We start from the raw sequence: 12,518 nt of genomic DNA, 5'->3' as shown, positions 1-12,518 counted from the left end.
CTATGAATTTGCTATACTGATTCTCAAAAAATCACTTATATCCTGAGGAGTACCGCTCAATTTTCCTCGCCACTCTTTGTTTTTTGTGTCAAGCAAGAGCATTGGATAGAGCATCACCTTATAACCTCTGCTATGCAGCTCTTCTATATATCTTATTAGTGCTGCATCGCTAACTGTACCACCATATCTTGGATTGCCATGATTATCTTTTGAAATGAGCTGGGCATTATCCCTGGTTATATTTCCCACTTGCCAATCATCAGGCACTATAGCAGAATCGTCTTGAAATTCAACTGCAGGATATATTTTACAATCTTTGATATTCAAACTGCTTGCAAACCAATTAACCACTACCGATGCCCATTCAACATTTGGTAAACTTTCCTTCAATTGGTCCAAAGAAAGCATAGCATCGCTCTTTTTTGTGTGATTATTGTGATTTACTCTTTGTACCGGTCCATAGGGAATATATTGACTACTGCTTATTTTTTCTCGTGCAATTTTCTTCTGTATTTTCGTATCATACACAAACTCCCCTGAACCTGGTATGATATTGATATTTTTAATGTTTTCTGCTACTGAGAATCCATTGAGCTTCAGTGCAGTTTGCACTTCAAATGTAAACACCGGAACACGATTACTATAGTCTGCCAAAGGGAAATTTTTGATGACTATGTAAGATATTCCTCTATAAGCTGGTACATTCTTCTCACCTTCGATTGATAACATAAACGGATCAGGGTTTTGGTCTTCTCTGCCGTGGTAAAAAGTATAATCTATTTCATCAAAACTAAGCGATTTTATCGCCCAGATTCTATTTAATTTTTCTACTTTCCCCTTGCAAATTGCAATTGCGAGTGTTGCATAGTAGTTATATGTAATATTTATACCTCTTCCTGTTTTATTTTGAGTGGTTATCGCCTCCTCTTTTATTGGCTGTGACCAAATAATGTTTCCAGCAATGCGAGCAGTGCCATAGATAATTGGAATTGCTTTGCCATAAGTTGAGGTTTGAACTTGCAGATTTTTCAGCCTCGCCCCATGCGTTATCTTTTGGTCGGCATCAAGACCAAATATTGCATTATCAAGCTGTGCACCAAGCAGAGCACCGAGTTCTGAGCCAACAATCTGGCCAATTGGCCCAAAAATACTGCCCGCTTTACTTAAAATTGATGATAAAATTATTGTAGACATAATATTCTCCTTTTTAATAGATTGTTTTGAATTTTTGAAAGAAGATCCCAGACTGGGATAAAATTGGGACCTACTATATAGTAGTGTCATGCGACTGGTATCCAGGAAAAAAAGGATGTAATCCGAGTAGCCCTTTTCCTGTCATCCGAGTAGCTGACACTGGGATCCATTGTTCTTTATTTCTGAATTCCAGCGTCACACGCTGGAATGACATTAAATGATTTTTCTTTGAATTTGAGTTATGCAAGTAGCCCCTTTGTTGTCATGCAAGTAGCCCCTTCGATGTCACCCGAGTAGCCCTCTTCCTGTCATCCCAGTACTGGGATCCAGCCTTTCTTACCAACAAAAAACTTGGCACAACTTGCGTGCTCAAAAAATTCCTAGATTCCAGTACTGGAATGACACCCTTTTAGAAGTTCCTTCTGGATAAAAACTATTGTCAAGCACTGGAATGACATGATTCGACTTGCATGACCAGACTGTGTAGTAATTCTCTTTATTCCTCGATTTGCCACTTACTTCCTCGAGAAGATACATCACTCAATGAAGAGCTTACTGATGAACTTCTAGATAAGCTTCCAGATGATAGCCTTATATCCTTGTTTTTAGTTTTCCCGTTACTATATTTCTTATCTGGCTCATCTTTTATGTTATGCTCCTTCTTGAAATTTTTACAGAAAGTGCGAAGATATTTTATTTCGCCTTCCTTTTCTGTAGTTTCGCTTATTTTATCGATTAAGCAAATCAGATTTGCCATTGAGAATCCCTTACTAGCCTGTACAAGAATTTTCATATTGCTATCTTTTAACTTTTTGATGAGCCGTTCTTGTAATATTTTTTGACGTGTATCGTCTTTATCCAGCCCAGGAACCTCAATACACTCCAAACGACCACCCCTAATAAGCGCAGGATCTAAATGATTCTTATGATTAGTTGCAGCAACTACCGTTATATTTTTTGAGGATAAAAACTCTCGATCCAATTTAGTGAGTAAATGAGTTAAAGGTCCTGCATTTTCACTGGAAGTGCGCTTTTTGCCAATGCCGTCAATCTCATCTATAAAAATTATACACGGACTGTTTGTCTCTGCTTTCTCAAAAATTTGATCTATATTCGATTTATTAGACAAACAAGATGCAGAAATAGATATAAACGCAGATAGAGATTTAGTTTGATTTGCAATTGCCTTACTAATACTAGTCTTACCAGTTCCTGGTGGACCGTACAAGAGATATCCTCCGCTTTTTGACTCACAAATTCCTCTCAACTTTTCTTTTATGTCATTTGGTAATATAATATCACTAAATGTTGTATTCCACCCTCTTTCTTCATCTTTTGCGTAAAATTCCATATTCAGCTTTGCTTCTACTTCATTTTTTGTTGCAGGACTATTAATTAACCTTGCAGAAAGATCACTAACCTCTTTTTTTAACCCATTCACTTCATCTTTCGTTACAAAATTCTCTAAAATTCTATGAACTTTTTCTTCTAGACCACTAAACCCGTATTTATTTTCTTTATCCTTTCCATCTTCTAATTCTTCTTTAATTGGAGTTAGCTTATTTTCTTCTTTCCTTAACCCTTTATTCGGCTCTTCGACTTCAGCTTTCGAGTTTTCTTGAGATTTTTTATTTTGTTTAATCATTTTATATGAAAACACAATTACTACTGCAGAAAGCGCAAATAAAATAAAAATAACAGGGGGAGCTATATTTAAAGCTGCAACTGAAGATAAAAATGCAACGTAAGGAGCTACAGCAAAGACTCCAGATGTAATTAATGTAAGGGAAGCAATAGCACCAGCTATAAAAAAAGTTATATTAGCTCTACTAGACATATTTTAGCTTATAAACAGTTAATTTATAAATAATACATTTAAAGAGTACAAGCTTTTCATAGTAAATCAAGACTAATTAAAGAGATAACTCAAGGTGTCCTTAATCAATCTATGATCGAGGTATTATGCAGTATTAAGATATAAGATGGTATGTTGTATTTTTAATTCAGTGTTCTTTTTCTGTCATTCCAGGGTACTGGAATGACAGATGCTATGATAAGAAATTCAATAACTTAAAGTAGGTAATTAAAGCCTCTAATTAAAATATGAATCTATAGTTATCATAAGCAACACTAAAGAAGTGCGGAAGTAAAAATTTACGAAAGAGCATTATGTATACGTATGCTTTGTAGATCTACACTTTGCCACCCTTCTGTTAAGCTTTGCCTCCCTTCCATTACGTTTTGTCGCTCTTTTATTTCTTTTATTTCGTTATCGAATTTTGACATTAGATATTTAACATAACCAGATGTTAATGCTGTTGATGCAGATACAGCTATTGCTGCCGTAACAGATGTTAATGTAATTTCCATTGTCTCGGTTATAAAAAGCGTCGATGTTACAAAATTCCCTAACATGGCAACTAAGCCACCAACAACTACACTACCTTGAACTACTTTATTTTTTAAAAACCCTTTTATACTCTCTACCGTATCTTCTTGTTGATTTATAATGGCATAATACAAAGGAGTTTTCTGCAAACTATCTTTTTTATAAACATCTGCACCTCTGTCTAGTAGAGCATCTACTATCTCTAAATAGCCATTTTTAGCAGCATAATGCAAAGGAGTACTACCATTTCTATCTTTTACATGAACACTTGCGCCTTCAGCTAACAGAGCATCTACTACCTCTACATGGTTACTTAAAGTAGCATAATGCAAAGGAGCACTACCATTTTCATCTTTTACATTAATATCTGCACCTGTTTTTAGTAGAACATTTACTACATCTATGAATTTATATATAGTAGCATAATGTAAAGGAGTACGACCATTTCCATCTTTTATATTAACACCTGCACCTCTCTTTAGTAGAGCATTTACTACATCTATGAGTTCATATATAGTAGCATAATGCAAAGGAGTACTACCACTTCTGTCTTTTACATTAACATCCGCACCTTTTTTTAGTAGAGCATTTACTGCACCTACACATCTACTATAAACGGCATGATGCAAAGCAGTCTCTCTATTTTCATCTTCTACATGAACATCCGCATGCCTATCTAATAAAACATTCACTAAATCCTTACAGCTAGATGCTGCAGCTGCAATTAATAATGTAAATTCGGCATCAGGATCACTTTGGATGAATGTATGATTTATACTAAAATTTTTATTTTCCCACTCTTGATACGCTATTGTATCTTCCCTTCGCAATACCTCTTTTATTTTATTAATTACGTTATCTTTATTTACACTTGCATCTTTATCAATTGCACTTAATATCTTTTTCAGATTTTCAAAATTCATCTTTACCTCCTATAACTTTACGTTGCAGTTACTACACAATTACAAACAAAAGTAAACACATTTTTGGAAATTATTTAGAAAAAGAATCCATTAAAAAAGTCAGTGATTTGCAATAAATAACTGATCCATTTAATTGAAAGAAATATGTGATGTAACTATAGTCATTATAAACAACAATAGAAAAAACACGGAAGTAAAAAATTTATACTGATCTTATCATATTTATTATTAGCATAATTATAAACATGGGAAAGCAAATACAAGTCAACTTATCTAAAAAAATAGTGAGAGGGTCTTATCTGGCGCAAAATGGATGGCCAACCTTAGTGAAAATTATTTTGCATCATTGAATAATAACAGCATTAAACCAGCCAGCTCTATAAGAGAACTAATAGAGGCTTTTTTACTTGTTCCAATTATTACATCCAGTGCTATTACACTAGCATGTACCTATTTTTTTCTGAATGCAGTGAGTATTCAAAAATATGATTGCAGCTTTGAATAAGGGAAAAATTATGGCGCCTATGATTTTTGAAGGCTATTGCGATACAGACGTTTTTAATAGCTAGTTCAAGCTTTTTGCTGGGTGATTTTGGATAATGCAACTTTTCATAGAAAATAAGTGACTTTGTTAAAAGTGTCGGTGCTGAAGTTATATATCTGCCTCCATATTCTCCTGATTTTAATCAAACCATTGGTTTGTTATAAAAAATTTAGCCAGAAAGAATATTCAGCTATTCGAACTATTAGAAAAAGAGCTATAATTATAGACTCCGTATACACTATAACTAGACTTTTTTTTCAGAGGAATGATACACAAGTTAGTACTAAGACACTAAACAGTTTTCAAAAATGAAAATTATACCTTAAAGCTGATTTTCATACAGTTCTTGCAAGCGATAGCACTCTCACTTCTCTGGCACCAGAGTTTAAAATTTCCTGAGAGCAAGACCTTGCGGTTGCGCCAGTTGTTACTACATCATCAACCAATATCACGATTTTGTTTTTGATAATTTCGCTGTTACTTACTTTAAAAGTATTTTTCAAATTTTTTTCACGCTGTTTAAGTGAAAGACCAGCTTGAGATTTGGTGTGACGAATACGTTTTATTGCAAATGGTGTATAAGATAAATTAGATAACTTACTTAATTCCTTCGCGAGCAATGCTGCTTGATTATATTTACGTTTAAATAAGCGTATTTTATGTAGCGGTATGGGAACTATGACCTCTGCATTTTGAAATATGTCTTTGTTAGCTTTGTACATCCACTTTGCATAGACTTTCACATAATTTAAATTATCAAAAAATTTAAAATTTATAATCATATTTTTGCTATGTTCATCATAAGCAAAAACTGATCTTAATACTTTAAATGGTGAAGGGTTACTGATGCATTTACCACATGTATCAATGTTATCTGGAATTACTACACCACAAACATTACAGTAATGCTTAGTTAAAAAATTGATTTTTTTATTGCATTCACTACATAAATCATAACTTTTATCAATTATACGTTCACAACTTACGCATACGTTTGGAAATATGAGATCTGTAGCTTTTTTTAATAAGAGAAGATTCATGAATTAAATATGTTAGGTATACCTTTTAAAATGCTCCTCATAACCTAATTATTAAGAAATAGTCGATACTTGATCCAATAAATATGTTTTAAGATACTTGCCTGTAACGCTTTTTGGAGTCTGTGCAACTTTTTCTGGAGTTCCTACAGCAACCACTTCGCCACCTTTTACTCCACCCTCTGGACCAATATCTATTATGTAATCAGCAGTTTTTATAACATGTAAATTGTGCTCAATAACTATAACAGTATTTCCTAAATCAACTAGCCTATGGAGTATTTTCAGTAAATTATTTACATCTTCAAAATGTAACCCAGTTGTTGGCTCATCGAGAATATACAATGTTTTCCCGGTAAATCGCTTTGATAGTTCCTTAGACAGCTTTATTCGTTGTGCTTCACCCCCGGACAACGTTGTTGACGACTGTCCAAGCGTTATATAGCCAAGCCCTACTTCCTGTAAAGAAATCAACTTTTCCTTTATCATTGGAAGATTTTCAAAAAAGTCACATGCTTGATCTATTGTCATATCAAGCACATCAGAAATTGATTTTCCCTTGTAAGTAACTTCCAATGTTTCTCGGTTATACCTCTGTCCTCTACATTGCTCACATTTCACATAAACATCCGGTAGGAAATGCATCTCGATCTTTAAATGCCCATCACCTTTACAAGCTTCACATCTTCCTCCCCTGGTATTAAATGAAAATCGGCCTATATTGTAACCTCGTGCCTTCGACTCTGGGAGACCTGCAAACCAATTTCTGATGTGAGTAAACATACCAACATATGTTGCTGGATTTGATGCTGGGGTCCTACCAATTGGCGATTGATCAACTTCTATAATTTTATCTATATACTCAAGGCCTTCTATTTTGTCGCATTGACCATGCCTTGCAGATGAATGATTTATCTTGTGTGCTGAGTATTTATATAATGTTTCTATCACTAAACTTGATTTCCCTCCTCCTGATATTCCAGTAACACAAATAAAATTCCCTATAGGAAATTCAACATTTATATTTTTTAAGTTGTTCTCACAAGCATTAACTACCTTTATGAACTGAGTTGTTTGCTTTCTTCTTTTTGAAATTGAAATTTCCTTCTTTCCACTTAAATACTGTCCTGTTATGCTCTCTGAATTTTTTTGTAACTGATCTGGTGTTCCTTCTGCAACAACTTTTCCTCCGTTTACACCAGCTCCAGGACCAATATCAATCACATAATCAGCAGCCATTATTGTGTCTTCATCATGTTCAACAACAATCACAGTATTACCCATGTCTCTCAGATTTTTAAGTGTGGCAATTAATCGATCATTATCACATTGATGAAGGCCAATTGAGGGTTCGTCAAGCACGTATAGCACTCCTGTTAAACCAGAGCCAATTTGCGAAGCAAGCCTGATCCTCTGGCTTTCACCACCAGAGAGAGTGCTAGATTCACGGTCAAGTGTAAGGTAATTTAGCCCTACATTCTTTAAAAATGTCAGCCTTTTGATTATTTCGTTTAATATTTTATTTGAAATTTGCTTATGTTGTTCTGTGAGCTTGTCTGGCAAATTTTCAAACCAATCAAGGGATTCATCGACGCTGAGCCCTGATATTTCACCTATGTGTTTTTCATCAATTTTCACTGTAAGTGCTTCTTTTCTCAATCTATAGCCAGCACATTCTTTGCAGTCAGTAACAGAACAATACCTATCAATAAGTGATGAATCGTAATCCATCTGGCGTTCTAGGATACTGACCAAACCTTGAAATTTCATTTCTCTAGAGCCAAAAAGTATTAAATCCTTCACTTTTTGGTCTATATTCTTCCACGGAACATCAAGACTAAATTTGCAATTTTCAGCCAGTGACAGAATTGCATTTTTTAGCAATCCATAGTTTGTATGCACTTGACGGAATATTGATCCAATTGGCTTTAAAGCACCTTCAGATATCGAGAGCGTTTCATCTGGCACTATTAGCTTTGCATCAACACTTAGCTTTTTACCGAGCCCATTGCATGAACTGCATGCACCGTAGGGGCTGTTAAAAGAAAACAATCTTGGCTCTATTTCTTCAAGAGTAAAGCCAGACTCAGGACATGCAAAATTCTCTGAGAAAGTTAAAGTTTGACCATTTTTATACTCGGAATTGTGGTTATCAGGTAAGTTAACTATTTCTGCATACATTAAGCCATGGGCAAGTCTCAATGCTGATTCTATACTGCTTGGTAGTCGATTTCCTATATCATCTGATATGGACACTCTATCTGCAATCACAAAAATATCATGTTTCTTGTTTTTATCGAGCTTAGGCAAGTCATCTATATCACATATTTCACCGTTTATTTTTAGTCTTACGTAACCCTGCTTTTTAATTTCCAGTATCTCTTTTAGATGCTCTCCCTTTCTACCACGTACAATAGGAGCAATTATATATACTTTAGTTTCTAAAGGTAATGCTGTAATAGTATCTACAATTTGAGATACAGTCTGTTTCGTTATTGGCAATCCAGTTGCGGGTGAGTAAGGAATGCCTATTCGCGCATATATTAAGCGTAGATAGTCATAAATTTCAGTAACGGTTCCAACAGTTGATCTTGGATTTTTTGAGATCGATTTTTGGTTAATTGATATTGCAGGAGAGAGGCCTGTGATCGATTCAACGTCAGGTTTATCTTGAATATTAAGAAATTGACGTGCATAAGCCGATAGACTTTCGACGTATCGGCGTTGGCCTTCTGCATAAATCGTATCGAATGCGAGGCTAGACTTACCAGAACCACTTAGTCCAGTTATAACAACTAACTTATTTTTTGGTATATTGACATCAATACCCTGCAAATTATGCTCTCTTGCACCTTTAACTCTGATCATACTTCATGTACCTTTGACCATTACAGCCTCAAAATACATAAACTTACAACAACTTTCTACTAATTTTTTCAACTATTACGGAAAACGAAGTAGCACAACTAGTGCAAAACATTTTGCCATACAACTATATAAACATCTGTTTTCGCCAAGTTAGTTCGTACAACAAATGGTGTCATAAAAGTATGTTTTCTACAATCTCATCAAAAACATGCTTACCAATTTTTGGAAACAGGAAATTTTATTTTATATAAAATATAGAATTTTGATAAATTTAACTTTTTTGTGAGATTATGCAGCGATAAAAATAAATTTAGAGGGAAAGGTTATGGTAATAGAGAAGGAGAAGTTTTTTGAAATAATAAATGAGGTAGGTAAGAGTGAGGGTTTGAATAAGGATAATTTGCTTAAAAGAATAGAAAGTAAGTTAAGAGATGTTAACTCAGAATTATATAGGAATTATAACGATTTGAAAGTAGATAAGATGTTCGGTATTCTTGATTCAGGCAAAATTGTAAATTACACATTGCTACATTTTGCTGTAGAATGTAACAGTATACTAATAGTAAAACTCCTACTAGAAAAGGGAGTAAAAGTTATTAATGAGCCAATACGTGAACTTGATGGAGTTAAGTCTAGGTTAACTGCTTTGCACATTGCTGCTTCGCGTGGTCATCAAGAGGTAATACAGCTTTTATTGGATGCTGGGGCAAATCCTCTATTAAAAAATAGTGAAGACAAAACTCCAAGAGCTATGGTTTGTAATATGCAAAATGGAGATATCATAATAAAAATGTTAGAGACAGGAGAACAACTTTATGCTGATGCGAGAGGAAAAGCTAGTGGAAGATATTCTTTATTGCAGCCTAACAATGAAGCTTCAGAAGACTACAGAAATGATGAACAGACTTCTTCAGACTCAATCATTGAAAACAGTATAAACAAAGTAGGTGATACATTAGAAAGAGAAGAGGTTCTAAAGTTGCAAGAGGAAGAACAACAAGATGAATCTGAAACTTTAGTTCAATCTATATTAGAAGATGGAGGAGAAATCAATACACGAGATCAGAATGGACGAATCTCTTTACATCATGCTGCTGTATCTAATGACTTAGAGGTGGTAAAATATCTAGTAGAAAATGGAGCAAATGTTAATGCACAAGATAAAGATGGGCGAAGCGTTTTACATTATGCTCCTATACATATGAATATAGAAATAGTAAAGTACCTGATAAAAAAAGGAGCAAATGTTGAAGAAATAGATAAAGATGGAAGGACTCCTTTACATTTTGCTATTGCATGTAGTGATCTAGGAGTAGCAAAATTCCTAATCAAAGAAGGAGCAAATGTTAATGCACAAGATAAAGATGGGCAAAGCATTTTACATTATGCTGCTACACAGGACAATATAGAAATAGTAAAGTACCTGATAAAAAAAGGAGCAGATGTTGAAGTGCAAGATGGCCAGAAACGGTATCCATCAGATATTGCTAACATGAATAATTGTACCAAAATAGCAGAATTTCTTCAAGAAGCAATCAAGAATAAAAGGAATTTAAAGAAGAAGAAAAAAACTAGATCAACAGAAGGAGGAACAACTAGAAGCAATGATCAGCTAAATTTGAGCAATGGCAGTAATGACAAAGTGAAGATGTTAGGAGTTCAGTCATTAAAAGAAGAGCGAAAAGAACTAACAAGATTAAAGAATTGCATTGTTGAACATGAGAATAGGTTAGAAGTACTTGATAAACTAAGTGAAGAGAATCAATCACTAAAACAACAAATACAAGATCTAAAAAGTAAAAATACAACACTTAATAGTGAATTAAGCAAAACCAAAGCAAATAAAGTATTACTAGAAAAAACAGAAAAAAGACAACTGTCTTTCTTAAAAGTTGCTTCTGTAAACCTTGTAACCATGTTGACAGTAGGTGTTATCTTTAGTGTAGCTTTCCAATTACCAATTCTATCAATGATTGCAATTTCTGTGATGTCTTCATTGATAGTCGGTGGAGTTACATACGCACTATCACCGCAACCTACTGAATTAAAAGAAGTAAGTATTCAATGCTCAATGCAACATGATGCTTGTAAAACTTAACTTGTGCGCTTCCTGGTAATTTTGATATAGTTATTTCAGTTGAAATTTACAGATTTACAAATGGCAAGCTTAAGTGTAAGAGAAGCGTTATGCACGGCAATCAGAGAAGAAATGCAAAATGACCCTGATGTATTTATCATGGGTGAAGAGGTTGCAGAGTATGATGGTGCTTATAAAGTAACAAAAGGATTACTGAAAGAGTTCGGAGAAAATAGGGTAGTTGATACACCTATTACCGAACATGGATTTGTTGGTCTTGCTGTTGGAGCAGCATTTGCTGGACTTAGGCCAATAGTGGAGTTTATGACTTTTAATTTTTCTATGCAGGCTATCGACCAAATTGTGAATTCCGCAACAAAAACAAATTATATGTCGGGTGGACAACTTGGATGCCCTATAGTATTTCGTGGACCAAATGGAGCTGCAGCAAGAGTTGCTGCACAACATTCTCAGTGCTTTGCATCTTGGTATTCGCATGTTCCAGGGTTGAAAGTAATAGCACCTTACTTTGCCTCCGATTGCAGAGGTCTGCTTAAAGCTGCAATTCGTGACCCTAATCCGGTAATATTTCTAGAAAACGAGATCGCTTATGGACATGAGCATGAAGTTCCTGACTCTGAGCTATCAAATAAAGATTATCTACTTGAGATAGGCAAAGCTGCTGTTATACGGGAAGGAAAGGATGTAACTATCACTGCTTTTTCATTGAAACTAATGGATGCGTTAAATGCGGCAGATTTACTCTCTAGTGAAGGAATAGAAGCTGAAGTTATCGACCTCAGAACCTTAAGACCACTTGATACTGAAACAGTTATTAACTCTATTAAGAAGACCAATAGATTAGTAAGCATAGAAGAAGGTTGGCCATTTGCAGGAATAGGAGCAGAACTCTCAGCCATGATTATGGAACAAGGATTTGACTACCTTGACGCTCCGGTTGTACGGGTAACCGGCAAGGATGTCCCCTTACCTTATGCTGCAAACCTAGAAAAGAAAGCATTACCACAAGTGGAAGATATAGTTGAAGCTGTGCACCAAGTCTGCTTTAGAAAGAAATAGTCCTATTGACTCTTTTTTTTATCTCCCGTTCCACATTCTTCCATAAAAGAGGCATTTGTAGAGTTTATACCACCCATTACTTTTATGACAATAGTTTTAGCGCCAAAAAACACAGCGCAAAATACACCGAGGGCGAAAAGAGCAGGCCACGGCATTCTACCAAATATTGCAAGTAAAGCTGCTCCTATTATCACTACGGTCATAAGCGGTCCACCTATTCCCCAAACGTAGCCAATAATATTACATATTACTTGAGCAGTTGTATCGTCATTAGAGTTAGCAGCACTTCCAACATGAGAAAAAGAAATAAATAATACTATAAGTAGAATACAAAAAACCTTTCTAATTGTAGGGTTCATCCCTATACCTTAAGTTTAAATACTATAATTATATCTAAAATAGTATA

At 34.8% G+C, this 12,518-nt stretch carries 8 protein-coding genes and 1 pseudogene; 3 read left to right on the top strand and 6 right to left on the bottom strand.

From position 1 onward, the window contains the following. The 3 genes from CAI20_RS06655 to CAI20_RS03920 all read right to left on the bottom strand — a co-directional run bounded on the left by CAI20_RS06655 (position 1) and on the right by CAI20_RS03920 (position 4,506). Positions 1 to 1,194, bottom strand: a complete 1,194-nt coding sequence (locus CAI20_RS06655; protein ID WP_246111560.1) for a hypothetical protein — start codon at positions 1,192 to 1,194, stop codon at positions 1 to 3. Between the two features lie 496 nt (positions 1,195 to 1,690). After that, positions 1,691 to 3,031, bottom strand: a complete 1,341-nt coding sequence (locus tag CAI20_RS03925; RefSeq protein WP_149168834.1) for an AAA family ATPase — start codon at positions 3,029 to 3,031, stop codon at positions 1,691 to 1,693. Positions 3,032 to 3,348: 317 nt separating this feature from the next. After that, positions 3,349 to 4,506 carry an ankyrin repeat domain-containing protein gene (locus CAI20_RS03920; RefSeq protein WP_149168833.1) on the bottom strand — a complete coding sequence of 386 codons (1,158 nt, stop codon included), beginning with the start codon at positions 4,504 to 4,506 and terminating at the stop codon, positions 3,349 to 3,351. A gap of 482 nt (positions 4,507 to 4,988) precedes the next feature. Here CAI20_RS03920 and CAI20_RS06650 point away from each other — a divergent pair. Then, positions 4,989 to 5,270 (top strand): annotated as a pseudogene (locus tag CAI20_RS06650) (transposase); the annotation flags it as partial. A gap of 115 nt (positions 5,271 to 5,385) precedes the next feature. Here the strand turns inward: CAI20_RS06650 and CAI20_RS03910 are convergent. Continuing rightward, complete coding sequence (locus CAI20_RS03910) at positions 5,386 to 6,090, bottom strand: ComF family protein (protein WP_149168831.1); 705 nt, start codon at positions 6,088 to 6,090, stop codon at positions 5,386 to 5,388. A gap of 51 nt (positions 6,091 to 6,141) precedes the next feature. Continuing rightward, the gene (gene uvrA, locus CAI20_RS03905) at positions 6,142 to 8,955 is read right to left on the bottom strand and encodes an excinuclease ABC subunit UvrA (RefSeq protein WP_149168830.1); all 2,814 of its coding nucleotides are present in this window, start codon (positions 8,953 to 8,955) and stop codon (positions 6,142 to 6,144) included. A gap of 325 nt (positions 8,956 to 9,280) precedes the next feature. Here uvrA and CAI20_RS03900 point away from each other — a divergent pair, with 325 nt between their 5' ends. Continuing rightward, positions 9,281 to 11,053: an ankyrin repeat domain-containing protein gene (locus CAI20_RS03900; protein WP_149168829.1), complete on the top strand. Its 1,773-nt coding sequence runs from the start codon at positions 9,281 to 9,283 to the stop codon at positions 11,051 to 11,053. 60 nt (positions 11,054 to 11,113) lie between these two features. Further along, positions 11,114 to 12,112 (top strand): pyruvate dehydrogenase complex E1 component subunit beta, encoded by a 999-nt coding sequence (locus CAI20_RS03895; protein ID WP_149168828.1) that lies wholly within the window; start codon positions 11,114 to 11,116, stop codon positions 12,110 to 12,112. A 2-nt stretch (positions 12,113 to 12,114) separates the two neighbouring features. Here CAI20_RS03895 and CAI20_RS03890 read toward each other — a convergent pair whose 3' ends face one another. Beyond that, entirely contained in the window at positions 12,115 to 12,471 is a 357-nt protein-coding gene (locus CAI20_RS03890; RefSeq protein ID WP_007302624.1) for a TrbC/VirB2 family protein, read from the bottom strand. Positions 12,472 to 12,518: the final 47 nt, after the last annotated feature.

Source organism: Wolbachia endosymbiont of Chrysomya megacephala (assembly GCF_008245065.1).
GTDB lineage: Bacteria > Pseudomonadota > Alphaproteobacteria > Rickettsiales > Anaplasmataceae > Wolbachia.
The sequence above is the reverse complement of the archived record's forward strand: the minus strand, read 5'-3'. Positions and strand labels throughout refer to the sequence as shown.

What these genes read in the sequence shown, in the direction of transcription:
- CAI20_RS03920 (WP_149168833.1), bottom strand. Translation starts at nt 4,506, where the DNA reads ATGAATTTTGAAAATCTGAAAAAGATATTAAGTGCAATTGATAAAGAT.
- CAI20_RS03895 (WP_149168828.1), top strand. Translation starts at nt 11,114, where the DNA reads ATGGCAAGCTTAAGTGTAAGAGAAGCGTTATGCACGGCAATCAGAGAA.
- CAI20_RS03890 (WP_007302624.1), bottom strand. Translation starts at nt 12,471, where the DNA reads ATGAACCCTACAATTAGAAAGGTTTTTTGTATTCTACTTATAGTATTA.
- CAI20_RS03900 (WP_149168829.1), top strand. Translation starts at nt 9,281, where the DNA reads ATGGTAATAGAGAAGGAGAAGTTTTTTGAAATAATAAATGAGGTAGGT.
- CAI20_RS03925 (WP_149168834.1), bottom strand. Translation starts at nt 3,031, where the DNA reads ATGTCTAGTAGAGCTAATATAACTTTTTTTATAGCTGGTGCTATTGCT.
- uvrA (WP_149168830.1), bottom strand. Translation starts at nt 8,955, where the DNA reads ATGATCAGAGTTAAAGGTGCAAGAGAGCATAATTTGCAGGGTATTGAT.
- CAI20_RS03910 (WP_149168831.1), bottom strand. Translation starts at nt 6,090, where the DNA reads ATGAATCTTCTCTTATTAAAAAAAGCTACAGATCTCATATTTCCAAAC.
- CAI20_RS06655 (WP_246111560.1), bottom strand. Translation starts at nt 1,194, where the DNA reads ATGTCTACAATAATTTTATCATCAATTTTAAGTAAAGCGGGCAGTATT.